Origin of the sequence: Stenotrophomonas sp. 17(2023), assembly GCF_030345315.1 — a bacterium.
Lineage (GTDB): Bacteria > Pseudomonadota > Gammaproteobacteria > Xanthomonadales > Xanthomonadaceae > Stenotrophomonas > Stenotrophomonas acidaminiphila.
Genome location: NZ_CP128405.1, coordinates 2,696,363 through 2,713,047, shown reverse-complemented (window position 1 = coordinate 2,713,047; position 16,685 = coordinate 2,696,363). Strand labels below are relative to the sequence as shown.

The following is a 16,685-nucleotide window of genomic DNA, read 5'->3' as shown; positions in this document are numbered from 1 at the left end:
CATGCGAATTGCTGATCCATTTTTTCTCGCACAACGCGCACTCCGCAAGGAGGTCGCACGAATGGCCGCGCAAACCACTGGGTCGGTTGTGGATGTCGGCTGTGGGATGGCTCCCTACCGCGACCTGTTTCAGCATGCTCAATACCTTGGTATTGATAGGATCGTTGGGTCACGCTTCGGTAGTGCAAGAGCTGGGGCCGACGTATTCTATGACGGAAAGCATCTGCCCCTAGCCACCGAAAGCATTGATAACTTGTTGTGCAATCAGGTTCTTGAGCATGTGTTCGAACCCGTTGCTTTCCTGTCCGAGTTGCATCGTGTACTCCGGCCGGGAGGTAGGCTCATGGTTACGGCTCCCTTCGTATGGGATGAGCATGAGCAGCCCTACGACTATGCCCGGTACTCTTCATTTGGGCTTCGCTATCTCGCCAGTAAGTGTGGGTTCGAAGTCGTTGATGCGCGGCGTACGCTGCCGGATGCGAGCCTGTTCGCGCAGCTGTGGCTCGCCTACTGTTTTAAGGTGATGCGACTCAAGGGGGGGGGAGGCATCTACGGCAAGCTCTTCATGGCTGCGTTGAGCATTCCTGTGAACATTGCAGGCATGATGCTTGCACATCTACTGCCTTCCAATGAAGATCTCTACCTTGACAATGCAATGGTCCTAATCCGGATGCCAGAAGGAAAGCCACAATGACATATGCTCAATGGTTAGATAGGCGTGTGTTGATCACCGGTGGGGTCGGCTTCATCGGTTCCAACCTCGCGCGCCGCCTCGTTAAGCTCGGCGCGCGAGTCACTCTGGTGGATAGCCTCATACCTGAATATGGTGGCAATCTGCGTAATATCGCAGACATCCGTGGCCGAGTCACAGTGAACCTTTCTGATGTGCGCGATGGTCACGGGTTCCGAGCAATCGTGCGTGACCAGGATATATTATTCAATCTCGCAGGGCAGACTAGTCACCAGGATTCGATGACGAATCCATTTGCGGATCTGGAAATTAACTGTGCTGCGCAGCTTTCGATCCTCGAAGCCTGCCGCGAGGTCAACCCCGACATCCGCATCGTGTTTGCAAGCACGCGCCAGATCTATGGCCGACCAGATTATCTACCGGTTGACGAGCGGCATCTCCTGAGACCGACGGACGTCAATGGCATCAATAAGATGGCGGGGGAGTGGTACCACATTCTCTACAACAACGTGTACGGCATCCGTGCCTGCGCCCTGCGCCTGACCAATACCTATGGACCAGGTATGCGCGTCAAAGACGCACGTCAGACTTTCCTTGGTATCTGGATCAAGCTATTGCTTGGCGGTACGCCGTTCTCAGTATGGGGTGGCGAGCAGTTGCGCGATTTCAATCATGTGGATGATGTCATCGATGCGATGCTGCTCGCGGCGACCGATGATCGCGCGATCGGCAGTATCTTCAATCTCGGGGATAGTGAGATCGTGTCGCTGCGCGCGCTAGCCGACAAGTTGGTAGAGGCGAATGGCGGCGGGCGTTATGAGATTCATGCCTTCCCGGAGGATCGCAAGCGGATCGACATCGGCGACTACTACGCCGATTTTTCGCGCTTTGCCGCGCTTGGTTGGTTGCCAAAAGTCCGATTGGGTGATGGGCTGCGCGGCACGCTTGAGTATTATCGGGCTAACCTCTCTGACTACGCTTGAAATGACGCCTTCCATACCCCAATGCAATCCGCTTGCGGCCTATCGTGCCCAAGCCGCCGACATCGATGCGGCGATTTCCGACACTCTGGCTTCAGGGCGCTACGTACTTGGCCCACGCGTGGCATCATTCGAATCGCACTTTGCGCAGTGGGTCGGCTGCAGGCATGTCCTCGGCGTCGCCAGTGGCACAGACGCGCTGGAGATGGCCTTGCGCGCATTGGAAATAGGCTCCGGTGATCTCGTCCTTACCACCTCGATGAGTGCAGTCGCGACTGCTGTCGCGATACGTGCAACGGGAGCATCGCCAGTGTTTGCGGACATTGACCCTGATCATGGGCTGCTTGATCCATCCAGTGCAGAAGCATTGTTCAGAATGCACGGCGCACGTATACGAGCGATTGTTCCTGTGCACCTATATGGTCGCTGCGTCGACATGAACGCAATCATGTCGATCGCACGGCGCTATGGTGCACACGTGGTGGAGGATTGTGCGCAGGCCCATGGTGCACAATGGGAGGGGCGCGCAGCAGGCACGTTCGGTGCATTCGGAAGCTTCAGCTTTTACCCGACTAAGAATCTGGGGGCGATCGGCGACGGTGGCGCGATAACTACTGACGACGCGGGTCTTTATGAGCGAATACGTCTACTACGGGAATATGGATGGCGCCAGCGCTACGTCAGCGAGATCGAGGGTGGCAACAGTCGTCTTGACGAAATCCAAGCGGCTGTCTTGGGTGTCAAGCTTTTGCGTCTGCATGAAGACAATGCCGCACGTCGCCGTATCGCGCAGCTGTATCGTGACGGAATTTCGCATCGCTATGTCGAAGTATTCCAAGGCGGCGATGAGGGGCATGTATACCACCAGTTTGTCATACTGTCGGACATGCGGGACGCACTGCAGGCGTACCTTGCGGCTTGCGGCATAGGGTCTCTGGTGCACTACCCGGCCGCCATCCACCAGCAACCAGCCTATGCAGTGACCGACTATATTCCCTTGCCATTACCCAATACCGAGCGTTGGGCCGCGAAGGTGTTGAGCTTGCCTATGTATCCACAGATGCCACTGGAGGATGCGCATCGCGTCATCGATGCGATTAACGCATGGAATGCAGGCGCTCCATGACGCACAGGCACTACTGCACCTACTTCGACCACCGGTACTTACCACTTGGATTGGCACTTCATGCATCGCTACTACAGTATGGCGATGAGTTCACTTTGTGGGTGCTGGCATTGGACGAGATTACAGCCGGCTTCCTGGAAACGATCGGCTCTCCCTCGATACAGGTCGTGCGACTGGCGCAACTTGAAGCATTTGATCCGGCCCTGAAGGCCATCGAGAGCACCCGTTCGCGAGTGGAATACTATTTTACCTGCTCACCTTGTCTGCCGCGGTACGTGATGGCAAACAAGGATGTTAATGAGATTACCTACCTGGATTCCGATCTGTGGTTCTTCGCTAGCCCAGAGCGGGTGTTCGACGAGTTAGCTGGCGCCTCCATCGCGATCGTGCCGCATCGATATTCGGGGTCGGCGGCACGCACGCATGTAAAATTTGGTCTATACAACGTAGGATGGCTGACCTTCCGCGATGATGTGAATGGTAGCGCATGTCTGGAATGGTGGCGCTCGAAGTGCATTGAATGGTGCTACGACCGCGTTGAACCGGAACGCTATGCGGATCAAAAATACTTGGACTATTTTGAGGGGCGTTTCCATGGCGTTCATGCCATTGCCCATCCTGGTGCGAACCTGGCGCCGTGGAATGTGGCCGGCCATGTTGTGACGCGAGGCGAAAATGGCGTCTTGGTTGACGATAGGCAGCTGGTATTTTTCCATTTCCAAGGGCTGCGGCAGATTACGCCGCGAACATACGATTCGAATCTGGCCAGCTATGGCGCGCGCATGACGCCAGACTTGCGTCACGGTGTTTTCGAACCCTATCTGATGGCACTGCAGGAGGCTGAAGACTTCGTTGCAGCGCGATTGCTCAGTTGGGGTGGAACACGGAGCCTACGTCGTGCCGGTCTACATAAATTGCACCTGCACATGTCAAATGCGTGGCGGACATTCCGCGCGCGTGTTAGTGGTGTTCTGGTTGACGTGCCCGACTCATGAGACTATTGTTCGTCGCCAAGCGCGAGCCGCAGCAGCGGGATCTGGTGCATCGTCCTTATGGACGCTTCCACTGGCTGCCCATGGAGCTGGCACGGCGTGGCCATGCTGTTTCGCTGCTGTTGGTCAGCCATCGAGGCTCGGCGCCGGAATCGCTCGAACGAGGGGGCGTGCGCGTGTCCACCTTCAATCTGCGAGGCGCGGGAATCCTGCGCACGCTTGCCGCAGTGGAGGCCGGGGCCAGCGCATTCGGGCCGGACTGGGTCATTGGTTGCTCGGACTGCTGGTACGGATGGCTGGCCGCACGCCTGGCCGGGCGTACAGGTGCACGCCTGGCCATTGACGCCTACGACGACTATGAATCCTACATGCCGTGGAACCTGCCGCTTCACTGGGCATGGCGCAGTGCGCTGCGTAGCGCCGATCTGGTGACCGCCGCAGGTCCCCACCTGGCGAGCCTTTTGAATCGCGAGCGCATGGGCAAGGCGCCGGCCGTGGTGCTGCCGATGGCGGCGGACCCCGAGTTCACGCCCATGGATCGTGCCGCCTGTCGTCAGACGCTCGGCCTGGATATCGCGGGACGCTACCTGGGGTACGTGGGCAGCTGGTCCGGCAGTCGTGGTTCCAACGCGCTTCTGGAGGCATTCCGGATCGCCCGGCTGCAGTACCCGGATCTGCGCCTGGTCGTCAGCGGGCGCCCCCCTCCGGCGGTGCAGGCCGAGCCCGGCGTAGTCACCACCGGATACCTCCCTGATGCGCAGATGCCATTACTCCTGAACGCGCTTGACGTCGCCTGCGTGGTGACGGCGGATACCGCGTTCGGGCGATCCAGCTATCCTGCCAAGCTGTGCGAGGCCATGGCCTGCGAAGTGCCGGTGGTGGCGACCGAGACCGCGCCGGTGGCTTGGATGCTGGATCAGAACCCAAGGCACCTGGTCCCCCTGGGCGATCCGGTGGCCTTCGCAAACCAGATCATCGCGCAGCTTGAATCCCCCTCAGCAGCCTATCTGACGCGTCCATCATGGACCGAGATCGCACTTGGCCTGGAGCAGGCGCTGCTGCAACCGGCAGATTGAACGGCCTTTCGGGAGGCGCCGGCCGGCACGGCCGCTGAAAGTCGTTGGCCACGGCCCAGGCCGCGGGGGATGCACAATGGGCGGCAGCATCTGAGCGACTCGAAACAACGCCTGCTCGGCACGGCGCGACGGGTGGATTGGTTGGTCAGGCGCGGTTGCATCACCTGCTCAGCGCATCCATCAGGCGCCCGCCGAAAACCGGCCATGCGAAGTCATCGGCGAATGCGGTTGCACGATGGTCCCATCCGGCCTTGCCGTCGGCGAGGACCTGCAGGACCGCGCTGGCAAATGCCGCGTAATCGCCTTGCGTGATCAGTCGTCCAGACCGACCGTCCGCCACCGCGTCGACGATTCCTCCGGTAGCGAAGGCGACGGTTGGCAACCCGTGCGCGGCGGCTTCTATCGCCACCATGCCGAAGCCCTCGGGATCGCCGGGGATGTTGCGCACCGGAAATACATGCAGCGCGGCGCATTCGTACGCGCACGCCAACTCTGCCGGATCGGTAATGACGCCGACAAATCGCAGATGCTGCCCGATACCCAGCCCATCGGCGATGGCCTGGATGCTCGTCATGCTCTGCACGCTGGCATGCAGCGAATCGGTGGGAGCGTCGCCGACTACGACCAGCTTGGTGTCCGGTGCGGCCTGCACGATTGCAGGCAGGGCCTGCTGCACGAACTCACGCAGACCCTTGCGCGTGGTCAATCTGCCGACGGAAAGCAGGAGCCGGCCATGGCCCAGGCCGTGTCGCTCGCGGAATGCACGAAGGTCGTCAACGGACTGAGGGGCAGTCGGTATACGTACGCCTGGCGGCACAATGCGCAGGCGGGATTCCAGTACTCCAACATCACGGGCGAGCCCTGCGGTCGGCGCGCTGTTTGCGATCACGACATCCATATGGCGAATGGCGGGGTGCCACACGCAGCGGTAAACGGGATGCCGTACAGCGGCGTCCAGTCCGTGCAGATAGGTGCAGGCGCGCGCCTTCGCGGCGCGTGCCGCCATCAGCGCCGCCGGCGCGGTCAGGCCGCTCCCGGCAATCACGATGTCGGGCTTCCAGCTTCGCGCGATGCGCAGCGCCTGCCATGAAGAGGCCGAAAGGAATCGCCACAGCGGGCGGAGCGGCACTTCGCTTGCCTCCACCTGCGCGGGGCGCAGTGATGCCGAGCCGGCAGGGCCGACCATCCGCACCTGGGCCAGACGCGACAGCTCGTCGGCGATGTGCCAGTTAAGGCGCTCCATGCCGCCCACCAGGGGGGGCAGGTTGCGGGTTATGAGCAGTATCTTCGCCATCTAGTTCTGCGGTGTCCCGGCCGTCGGCATCTGCCGCCTGAAATGATCGGCGGCGGTCGCGGCAAAGGTCGCCGTCAAGTGTTGATTGTCGCGGAAGACCACGACTCCGTCACGGATGGCATCGCATCTGCCGGCGGGGCACACCCAGCTGGCCGTCTCCAGCCAGGATGTCTTGGGCATGCTGTTGGCAGTGCCCTTGAGTATGCGGCTCACGCGATCGTAGCGCGGATTGTGCGCGTCGCTATGGCAGGATTCCGCAGGATCTTCCGCACCCCGATGTTCGGAAAGGCACTGTGGTCCATGGAAGTCGAGCACCGGATTCGCTTCGATCAGGTACACGTGGCCGGCATTGCGGGAGAGCCTTTCCAGGATACGCGTGCTGCCCTCGCTCCATTGCCGGTCGGTGAATTCGCTGGATGCGGTGCCGCCGATGAAAATGACATCCACATTCCGCTGGTTTATCCAGTCGATGGCCTTGTTCCGCCACGAGGTGCATTCGGTGAATTCCCGGCCGATCCGTTGATAGAAGAACGGCTCGTCCACCATCGGGCATGAGGACTTGGTCAGGACGATGATCTGCCACTGTGCCGGATCGAGCATCGCCTGCACCGCGGGGAACCACTGTGCGCCGATGCTGTCGCCAATCAGCACGGCGGTCCGGGTGGGCTCCTTGGCGCCGTAGATGCAGGGTTTCAGGACATCGCCGTGATACCAGTCATCGCATCTGTCCCTGTAGATGGGCGGCAGGTCCGTTGCCGGTCCTGCATGGCCTGGCTGTGTCGCCAATGCCGCTTCGCTGGAAGTTGACCACTGCAGGAGCTTGCTGCCCATCACGATCATCAGGCACATGGCGATGCCTGTCTGGATCCATGGCCGAAGCCGCGCCATCCGCCCGTAGCGAATGGGGTTCTCGACAAGAACATGGGTTGCCACGGCCAATGCGAACGAAAGCAGCAAGGCAACGGTGATGCCGAAGAACTGTCCCTTGACCGGGAAAATGCTCTCGCACAGGATCAGGACCGGCCAATGCCAGAGATAGAGCGCGTACGAAAGCCTGCCGGTAAACTGCATTGGCGGAAGCGACAGCCATTTCGCAGGAAGGGTCCGCACTCCGGGGTCCTGGCCGGCCCACAGGACCGCGCATGTGCCAAGCGTCGGCAACAACGCCCATCCGCCGGGATAGTGGGTGCCCGGGCCGATCAACCACACCCCGGCGATCAATGCCAGGATGCCGCTCCAGATGGCCAACTGGATGGAGGCCATGCCACCGCGGCGGGCCAGAAGCCAGACCGCGCCGCCGGCAGCGAACTGCCAGGCCCGCGTGGGCATCATGTAGTAGGCCAGCATGGGCTTTTCGATGGTCAGCAGCATGCTGGCAATCAGCGATGTGGCACCGATGCTGACCAGTGCCGTTGCCAGCCAGGCGGTCCTGCGCTTCGCCCTGCTTGCGAAGACGAGGATGAGCAGTGGCCATATGAGATAGAACTGCTCCTCGACACCCAGCGACCAGGTATGCAGGAATGCGTTGCCGGTGGCCTCTTCGGCGAAGTAATCAGTGTCGGAGAATGCAAAATAGAGGTTGCTGGCCCATAGGGAAGCCCATGCACCGGCCTGGCGCAGCTCGACGTTGCGGGATTCCGACAGCAACAGGCTCGCCGCCAGGGTGGTCGCGACCAGCATGGTGGCCAGTGCCGGCAGCAGGCGGCGCAGGCGATTGGAATAGAACCGCATCAACGCCAGATTTCCCGTTGCTTCGTATTCGCACACGAGCAGTCGTGTGATCAGGAAGCCGGAAATCACGAAGAAGATGTCGACGCCGATGAAGCCACCGGCGAAACCGGGGACGCCATAGTGGCAAAGGACGACGAGCAGGACTGCGACGGTGCGCAGTCCATCGATGTCCGGCCGGAAAGGCAGGGAGAGGTGCTGTCTGTCAGCCATCACCTTGGCCTTCCCTGGCAGGCGCATGACGAGGTATCCGCATGCTTTGCGGGCCAGACGGCCGGGGGATTGCGCGCATGGAGCCCATGCCATGCCGGTGGGGGACAGTTCTGGAGGCGCTTTTCCCGGGCCTGCCCGCCCCGGCTGCCATCAGCTGTCACGCCGATACGTCAGATTGGTGATCTGCTCGGAGATCAATCCGATCAGGAAGATGATGACCGAGGCACTGAACAGCAGCGTGCTCATGTTGGTCAGCCGGTGCATCGTGGCGAAGGTATAGCCGTAATACCCGAGCCCGGTAAGGAAAAAACAGGCGGCGATCGGCGCGAACAGCTTCAACGGCGAGTACAGCGTCGCGATCTTGAAGATGATCAACAGGAAGCGGATGCCGTCCTTGATCGGGCGGATATGGCTGCTGGTGCCCACGCGCCGTGCGACCGGTATCGGGACGTAGGCCACCGGGTAGGCACTGCGGAAGAACGCCATGGTGCTGGTGGTGGGGTAGCTGAAGCCGTTCGGCAGCAGGTGCAGGAACTCGCGGAAGCGCTCGGCCCTCACGGCACGGAAGCCGGAGGTGAGGTCGTCGATGCGATGGCCGGTCATGTGGCTGGCGAGGCGGTTGTAGAAGCCGTTGGCGAGGCCGCGATGCAGGTTGGCCTGGCCGCTGCGGTCGCGCGCCCCGACCACCATGTCGTAGCCTTCTTCCAGCTTGGACAGCAGGGCGCCGATGTGCTCGGCGCTGTGCTGGCCGTCGGCGTCCATGAATACCAGGATCTCGCCGGTGGCGGTGCGTGCGCCGCGCTTGATCGCCGCGCCATTGCCCATGGAGTACGGGTGGCTGACCACCAGGGCACCGTGGCCGGCCGCAATGGCGGCGGTAGCGTCGGTGGAGCCGTCGTCGACGACGATGATTTCCGCCCGCGGCCAGGCCTGGCGCAGTGCCGGAAGGGTGCGCTGCAGCCCCTCGGCCTCGTTCTTGGCCGGCAGTATGATGCTCAGTCGCTGCACGTTCTGTACCTGTCGTTCTCCCCGGCGGACATGGTAACGGGAAGCTGCCGCCAGGGTATGGAGTCGGTTCTCATTCCTTGCGCGCGGGCATCGGAATAGAATTGCGTCCATGCCGTCGTTATCCACCCGGGGTACCCGTTGAAAGCTCTTGTCTGCGGCGGCGCCGGCTATATCGGCAGCCACATGGCACGGCTGCTGGCGGCGCATGGCCACGAAGTAGTGGTGCTCGACGACCTGTCCACCGGGCACGCGCAGGCGGTGCAGTGGGGGCGGCTGGTCGAGGCCGACGTGCTGCACCCCCCGTCGCTGGAGGCCGCGTTCGCGGGGCAGCGGTTCGACGCGGTGTTCCATTTCTGCGCGCGCTCGCTGGTCGCCGAGTCGATGGCCCAGCCCTACGATTACTACGCCAGCAACGTGGTGGGCACGCTCAACCTGCTCGAGGCGATGCGTCGGCACGGGGTGCGGCGGCTGGTGTTCTCCTCCAGCGCGTCGGTGTACGGGCAACCGGCCAGCGGTATGGTCGACGAGGACCGCCCGACGCAGCCGACCCACCCCTATGGCGCCAGCAAGCTGATGGCCGAGCGCATCCTGGCCGATGCGGCGGTGGCCTACGGGCTGGACTCGGTAGCGCTGCGGTACTTCAACGCGGCCGGCGCGACAGCCGATGCATGCATCGGCGAGTCGCATGCCTGCGAGACCCACCTGATCCCCAACGTGCTGCGCGCGGTGCTCGGGAGCGGGCCGGCGCTGAAGATATTCGGTGGCGACTATCCCACGCCCGATGGCACCTGCATTCGTGATTACGTGCATGTCGAGGATCTGGCGCAGGCGCACCTGCTGGCGCTGGATTACCTGGATGCCCATCCGGGCGCGCATGCGTTCAATCTCGGCAACGGGCGCGGCTTTTCCGTGCGCGAGGTCATCGCCGCGGCGTCGGCGATCACCGGTTGCGCCGTGCCCTGGGACATGGCGCCGCGCCGCGCAGGCGATCCCCCCATGCTGGTGGCCTCCAGCCAGCGGGCGAGGGCCGAACTGGGCTGGTCGCCGGCCTGGACAGGGTTGGAGAGCATCATCGAAAGCGCCTGGCGCTGGCATCGCGCGCAACCCTGGTAGGGGGGCGCAGGCATCGGCAGGCAGGTCCCGCGCCGGCTCCCCCGGCCAGGCGCCCTGCCGGCCATGATCGGCAGCGTGCCTTCACGAGTGCAGGGTGGCTGCGGCGTGCGGTCGTCGCCGCTGGCGGGAGGGCTGGAGCGCTGGCCATGCCGGCGGAAGGCCACTGGCAGGCGCGGAAGCCACGGGTACAATCGCTGGACTGTCGTCCGTGCCGGGGAACACCATGAATACAGCCGTTGCCGCCAATCTCGTGGGCATCACCGGGATTGCCCGCCGCCTGGTTCAGGACGGTGCGCTGGACGAGACCGCGGCGCGCAACGCGATGGCGCAGGCGGCGACGGCCAAGGTGCCTCTGGCGCAGTGGCTGGCCGAGAAGAAGCTGGTCAACGCCGCGCAGCTGGCCGCGGCCAACGCCGTCGAGTTCGGCATGCCGCTGCTGGATGCCTCGGTATTCGACGCCAACCACAACGCGATGAAGCTGGTCAGCGAGGAGCTGCTGCGCAAGCACAACGTGCTGCCGCTGTTCAGGCGCGGCGGCAAGCTGTTCATCGGTACCAGCAATCCGACCCAGTCGCTGGACGAGATCAAGTTCCACACCAACCTGGTGGTCGAGCCGATCCTGGTCGACGAGGACCAGATCCGGCGCACGCTCGACCTGTGGGTGGCGAGCAACGAAAGCCTGACCGGCGGACTGGGCGACGACGAGGAGGGCATGGGCGACCTGGACGTCGCCGCCGGCGACGAGGACATGGGGGGCGGTGGCGATACCGGCATCGACGCCAAGGGCGACGACACCCCGGTGGTCAAGTTCGTCAACAAGGTGCTGGTGGACGCGATCCGCCGCGGCGCCTCGGACATCCACTTCGAGCCCTACGAAGACGACTACCGGGTGCGCTTCCGCATCGACGGCCTGCTCAAGACCGTGGCCAGGGCGCCGGTGAAGCTGCGCGAGCGCATCGCCGCGCGCCTGAAGGTGATGTCGCAGCTGGACATCGCCGAGAAGCGGGTGCCGCAGGACGGCCGCATCAAGCTCAACCTGTCCAAGACCAAGCAGATCGACTTCCGCGTCAGCACGCTGCCGACGCTGTTCGGCGAAAAGATCGTGCTGCGTATCCTCGATGGCAGCGCGGCCAAGCTGGGCATCGACAAGCTGGGTTACGAGCCGGTGCAGCAGAAGCTGTTCCTGGATGCCATCCACAAGCCCTACGGCATGGTGCTGGTGACCGGCCCCACCGGTTCGGGCAAGACCGTGTCGCTGTATACCGCGCTGGGTATCCTCAACGACGAGACGCGCAATATCTCCACCGCCGAGGACCCGGTCGAAATCCGCCTGCCGGGCGTGAACCAGGTGCAGCAGAACAACAAGCGCGGCATGACCTTCGCCGCGGCGCTGCGCTCGTTCCTGCGCCAGGATCCGGACGTGATCATGGTCGGCGAAATCCGTGACCTGGAGACCGCGGAGATCGCCATCAAGGCGGCCCAGACCGGCCACATGGTGCTGTCCACCCTGCATACCAACGACGCGCCGCAGACCATCGCGCGCCTGATGAACATGGGCATCGCCCCGTACAACATCACCTCTTCGGTCACCCTGGTCATCGCCCAGCGCCTGGCGCGCCGGCTGTGTCCCAACTGCAAGAAGCCGGCGCACCTGCCGGAGAATGCGCTGCTGGCCGAGGGGTTCACCCAGGCGCAGATCGACAAGGGCATCCAGCTCTACGAGCCGGTCGGCTGCGAGGAGTGCACCGAGGGCTACAAGGGGCGTACCGGCATCTACCAGGTGATGCCGATGACGGACGAGATCGCCACCATCGTGCTGCAGGGCGGCAACGCGCTGGACATCGCCGAGGCCGCGCAGAAGATCGGGGTCAACGACCTGCGCCAGTCGGCCCTGCTCAAGGCCGCGCAGGGCATCACCAGCCTGACCGAGATCAACCGCGTCACCAAGGACTGACCGCTCCGTCCGCTGCTTCCTGATCCCTCCCGCACTGCGTGCCGGGGGGCGGGGCACGGGCGGCCAGCCGCCGTCGCATGGGTGTCTTGCCGGGCCTGTCCCGGGACAGCCGCCGCCCCTGCCATGCCGGTCCCGGAGCCTGCCGGCGGGCCGCCCCGGGGGCGGGCAACGGCAGTTCCACGGCCGGCCAGGATTGCGCTACGCTGGCGCGGCACGTGTCGGTCCAGGGCAGCCAGGTCTGGGGGGAAGGGGCATGAGCGGTAGCGCATGGTCGGGCGAAGACAGGATGTTTGAGTTCCGCCAGGAACTGGTCGACAGTGGCCAGCCGCCGGACAGTCCTGCTTTTACCGTTTTGAGCGTCGATGACGATCCGGGCTTCCAGCAGTCGCTGCGGATGGCGTTGTCCGATTTCCGTTTCAACGAAAGCCCGCTGCGGCTGCTGACGGCGTCATCGTCCATCGAAGCACGCGACGTGATGGCCGCCAATCCGGGCATCTCCGCGATCCTGCTCGACGTGGTGATGGAAACCGACGACGCCGGCCTGCAACTGGTACGCGCGGTTCGCGAGCAGCTGGGCAACTCCGAAGTGCGCATCGTGCTGATCACCGGGCAGCCCGGCATGGCGCCGCTGCGCAAGACCCTGCAGCAACTGGACATCAGTGAGTACTGGCTCAAGACCGACCTGTACCGGGAACGCCTGCAGGGCATCGTCACGGGTTCGCTGCGCACCTGGAGCGAGATCCACGCGCTGGCGCGGGCCAAGCGCGGGTTGAAGCACATCGTGCAGGCCGGCAGCCGCCTGGCCGGGCTGCGCGATCCGGACGATTTCTCGCGCCAGCTGCTGTGCGAACTGGCGGCCCTGCTGGAAGTGCCGCTCGATGGCCTGGTATGCATGCACGACGGCTCGGTCGACCTGCCGGTGTCCGAGGCGATGGTGACCGCGGCCGACGGCGGCTTCGCCGAGCTGCAGGGGTGCCGCGTGCAGGACATCGCCGACACCATGGTCCGCGACCTGCTGCTGGACGCGTTCACCCGCCGCTGCAGCATCGGCATGCCCTCCAGCCAGGTGCTGTTCCTCGATGGCGGCGGCACCGTGGCGCCGATGGCCATCTACCTGGCGACCGAGCGCTCGCTCGATGCCGAGGAGCACGAACTGCTGCAGGTGTTCGTCACCCATGCCAATGCCGGCCTGGTCAACGTCGATCTGGCGGCGCGGCTGGAACGCGTCGCCTACCGCGACAGCCTGCTGGACATCCCCAACGGCAATGCGCTGCGCCGTGACCTGCGGCAGGTGCTGGAACAGCCAGGGCCCTGCGGGCAGAGCCTGCTGGTGGTCGACCTGGGGCACTACAGCGACGGCAGCCTGGCGCTGGGGCCGGAGCAGGGCGACCTGCTGCTGCAGCGCATGGCCGAACGATTGGCGCAGATGTACCCGCCGCCCTGCAGCATCGCGCGGCTGCACGAGGGCACGTTCGCCGTGCTCGGGCCGTCGGAGCGGCTGGCGTCCGACCCCGTCGATGCGCTGGAACAGAGCGAAGACACCGGCGAACTGCCTTTCCTGCGGGTCGATGCGGCGCGGGTCGACCTGGACCAGTACCGGGGCGGTGCCGGCGGCGCGGTGGCTGCCGGCCTGCTGCTGGTGACCCGGATCCGTGCCAGCGGCGGGCACGGCGTGGCCGAGTACCAGGTCGAGAGCGAGCAGGAGAACCTGTGCCGCTTCATGGAGTCGCGCGCACTCTACCGCGCGCTGCGCGAGGACCGCGTCGGTATCGCGCTGCAGGCGCAGGTGGACCTGGAGAGCGGGGCCATCGTCGGGGCCGAGGCGCTGGCGCGCTGGACCGAGGACGGGCGCCCGCAATCGCCTGCCAGCTTCATCCCGGTGGCCGAGGCCAGCGGCCTGATCGTGCCGCTGGGCGGACGCGTGATCGAACTGGTCTGCGATGCCCTGCGCGCGATGGAACGGGCCGGCTTCCCGGACATCCCGCTGTCGGTCAACGTGTCGCCGCTGCAGCTGGGCCGTCGCGAGTTCATCGATGAGCTGGCCGCCATGGTCGCGCGCCATGGGATCGAGCCGCGACGGATGGAGATCGAGATCACCGAGGGCGCGGTGATGAGCGATTACCAGGACGGCCGCGAGCTGCTGGCACGCCTGCGCCGGCTCGGGTTCGGGATCGCGGTGGATGACTTCGGAACCGGCTACTCGTCGCTGCGCTACGTGCATTCGCTGCCGGTCACGCGGCTCAAGCTTGACCGGCAGTTCACCGCGGGCGTCGGCGAGCAGGGCGGCAGCGCCAACGTGGCGGACATGATCATCGCGCTGGGCCGGCGGCTGGGCCTGGACATCGTCGCCGAAGGCGTGGAAACCCCGGACCAGGTCGAATGGCTGCGCCGCCATGGCTGTCCCTGCGCACAGGGCTACCTGTTCGCGCATCCCGAACCGGTGGAGGATTTCATCGCGCGGCTGCGTGGCCAGGGCTGAACATGCGCCGCCTCTGGAAGTGGCCGCGGCTGCGTCTGCGGGAAGCGTGGGTCGCGTTGCGCGCGCACCCGTGGCGGGTGACCCTGATCGCCGCCCCCTGGTTGCTGGGCCTGCTGACCACGGTGCCGATGCTCTGGTACGAGATGGACCGGGCCGTGCGCCTGCCCGAACGCCAGGCTGCGCAGGACGCGCTTGAGAATGCCGCGCAGACGATGCTGCGCCGGCTGGGCCGGTTGCGCGACGACACGCGTTTCATCGCCTTCCTGACCCCGCGACTGCTGGAGTCCGGTTCCGAGGCGCAGTTGCTGGAGACCTATACCAGCTTCCTGATGGCAGGGCGCGATTACCACAAGGTGCGCTGGATGGACGCGACCGGGCAGGAGCGCCTGCGCGTGGACCAGGAAGGCGGCAGCATCCTGCGTGTGCCGGGCGGCGCGCTGCAGGACAAGCGCGGCCGGCCATTCTTCGAGAACGCGTTGCTGCTGCAGCCGGGCGAGATCCATCTTTCCCCGCTGGACCTCAATTTCGAGAACGGGCGCATCGAACAGCCGCTGCGGCCGACGCTGCGCGCCTCTTCACCCTTCGTGCTGGCCGACGGCACGGCCGGCGTGGCGGTGGTGAACCTGCACGGCAACCTGCTGCTCAAGCGCCTGCGCGAGCGTGCGTCGCAGTCGGGTTTCAGCCTGTACCTGGTTCACCCGGAGGGCTATTGGCTGCTGGGCCCGACACCCGGCGAGGCCTGGGGCTGGCAACTGGGCCACGCCGAGCACACTGTGGCTACATTCGATCCTGCGCTGTGGGCAGCCATGCAGCAACGGCCTGCCGGCAACTGGCAGGACTGGAGTTTCTCGACCCTGCAGGCGGCCTGGCGCGGCACCGAGGGCGACCTGCTTGCGCACGCCGACCCGACGGTAGGGCAGCTGCGTCTGCTCGTGCACCGTTCGCGCCCGCCGACCGCGCGCTGGAAGGCGGTGCTCGGCGGCCTGGCCCTGCTGGGTGGGGCGCTGGTGCTGTGGCTGGTGCTGGCCCAGGCGCGCGGAATGGCGCGCGAACTGGCCTACATGCAGCGGCTGCGCGACAGCAACGCCGCGCTGGAACTGGCGAACGAGCACCTGCAGGCCGCCCAGGAGGAACTGGCGCGCGCCGAGCGTCTGTCTTCGCTGGGGCTGATGGTGGCTGGCGTCGCCCATGAAATGAACACCCCGCTGGCCAGCGCGCAGCTGGCGCTGGGGACGTTGCGTGGCGGCATCGCGCGGCTGCAGGCGCAGGTCATGGCGGGCCTGCGCCGCTCCGAGCTGGACAGCTTCCTGGACGAGGCCACGGATGCGTGCACGCTGGCCGACGGGGAACTGCGGCGCACCTCGGCGCTGGTGCAGCGGTTCAAGCAGGTGGCGGTGGACCGCGCGTCGCTGGAGCGCCGTGACTTCGACCTGGCCGAGGTCCTGCTCGATGCCGACCCGCGCCTGCGTCGGGGCAGCCTGGAAGACGGCATCGCGCTGGACCTGGACCTGGAGCCGGGCATCGTCATGCACAGCTATCCCGGCCCCCTGGAACAGGTGGTCGCCAACCTGTTCAACAACGCGCTGCTGCACGCGTACCCGCAGCCCCGGCACGGGCGCATCCGCCTGTCCGCCCGCCGCGATGGCCAGGCGCTGGTGCGGATCGAGGTTGCCGATGATGGCCGCGGCATCGCCGCGGAGCACCTGTCGCGCATTTTCGAGCCGTTCTTCACTACGGCGCGTAACCGCGGCGGCACCGGTCTGGGGTTGCATATCGTCCACCAGATCGTGACCGAGGTGCTGGGTGGACGGATCGAGGTGAGCAGCCACCGTGCAGGTGGCCCGGACGGTCTGCCGGCGGGGACCTGTTTCACCCTGATCCTCCCGCGCGAAGCGCCCGAGCGCCCGCAGGACAAGGCGTCCTGGCCGTAAGCGGGGCAGGCTGGCGCCTGGCATGAGTGGTCGGCCAGCGTCGGACAGGGGCGGTGCGTCGGGAGCGCCGCGTGCAGGGCCATGCATGCGGCAATGGCGG

At 64.9% G+C, this 16,685-nt stretch carries 12 protein-coding genes; 9 read left to right on the top strand and 3 right to left on the bottom strand.

What is annotated here, in order from left to right; genetic code table 11:
* The first annotated feature begins 1 nt into the window (after position 1).
* The 5 genes from QQA12_RS12245 to QQA12_RS12225 are packed head-to-tail and all read left to right on the top strand — an operon-like array spanning position 2 to position 4,865.
* Positions 2-694 (top strand): methyltransferase domain-containing protein, encoded by a 693-nt coding sequence (locus tag QQA12_RS12245; RefSeq protein WP_226049451.1) that lies wholly within the window; start codon positions 2-4, stop codon positions 692-694.
* Positions 691-1,674 (top strand): NAD-dependent epimerase/dehydratase family protein, encoded by a 984-nt coding sequence (locus QQA12_RS12240; protein ID WP_226049450.1) that lies wholly within the window; start codon positions 691-693, stop codon positions 1,672-1,674. Before QQA12_RS12245 ends, QQA12_RS12240 begins: the two co-directional genes overlap by 4 nt.
* Before the next feature lies 1 nt (position 1,675).
* Positions 1,676-2,797: a DegT/DnrJ/EryC1/StrS family aminotransferase gene (locus QQA12_RS12235; protein WP_226049449.1), complete on the top strand. Its 1,122-nt coding sequence runs from the start codon at positions 1,676-1,678 to the stop codon at positions 2,795-2,797.
* Entirely contained in the window at positions 2,794-3,792 is a 999-nt protein-coding gene (locus tag QQA12_RS12230) for a hypothetical protein (protein WP_226049448.1), read from the top strand. The genes QQA12_RS12235 and QQA12_RS12230 overlap by 4 nt, the downstream gene beginning before the upstream one ends.
* A complete protein-coding gene (locus QQA12_RS12225; protein ID WP_233324880.1) occupies positions 3,789-4,865 on the top strand; it encodes a glycosyltransferase family 4 protein in 1,077 nt (358 codons plus the stop codon). The genes QQA12_RS12230 and QQA12_RS12225 overlap by 4 nt, the downstream gene beginning before the upstream one ends.
* Before the next feature lie 160 nt (positions 4,866-5,025).
* On the opposite strand, the gene QQA12_RS12220 is transcribed toward QQA12_RS12225, so the two are convergent.
* From QQA12_RS12220 to QQA12_RS12210, 3 genes are all read right to left on the bottom strand, one after another.
* On the bottom strand, positions 5,026-6,159 hold the full coding sequence (locus QQA12_RS12220) for a glycosyltransferase family 4 protein (protein WP_226049446.1): 1,134 nt from the start codon (positions 6,157-6,159) through the stop codon (positions 5,026-5,028).
* Entirely contained in the window at positions 6,160-8,127 is a 1,968-nt protein-coding gene (locus QQA12_RS12215) for an acyltransferase family protein (protein WP_226049445.1), read from the bottom strand.
* Between the two features lie 123 nt (positions 8,128-8,250).
* Positions 8,251-9,108: a glycosyltransferase family 2 protein gene (locus QQA12_RS12210; RefSeq protein WP_226049444.1), complete on the bottom strand. Its 858-nt coding sequence runs from the start codon at positions 9,106-9,108 to the stop codon at positions 8,251-8,253.
* 138 nt (positions 9,109-9,246) lie between these two features.
* Here QQA12_RS12210 and galE point away from each other — a divergent pair, with 138 nt between their 5' ends.
* From galE to QQA12_RS12190, 4 genes are all read left to right on the top strand, one after another.
* Positions 9,247-10,221 carry a UDP-glucose 4-epimerase GalE gene (gene galE, locus QQA12_RS12205; protein ID WP_226049443.1) on the top strand — a complete coding sequence of 325 codons (975 nt, stop codon included), beginning with the start codon at positions 9,247-9,249 and terminating at the stop codon, positions 10,219-10,221.
* A gap of 223 nt (positions 10,222-10,444) precedes the next feature.
* Entirely contained in the window at positions 10,445-12,175 is a 1,731-nt protein-coding gene (gene pilB / locus QQA12_RS12200) for a type IV-A pilus assembly ATPase PilB (protein ID WP_054667226.1), read from the top strand.
* 286 nt (positions 12,176-12,461) lie between these two features.
* A complete protein-coding gene (locus QQA12_RS12195; RefSeq protein ID WP_233324879.1) occupies positions 12,462-14,654 on the top strand; it encodes an EAL domain-containing protein in 2,193 nt (730 codons plus the stop codon).
* A 2-nt stretch (positions 14,655-14,656) separates the two neighbouring features.
* Positions 14,657-16,585, top strand: a complete 1,929-nt coding sequence (locus QQA12_RS12190; RefSeq protein ID WP_226049441.1) for an ATP-binding protein — start codon at positions 14,657-14,659, stop codon at positions 16,583-16,585.
* The last annotated feature ends 100 nt before the right edge of the window (positions 16,586-16,685 follow it).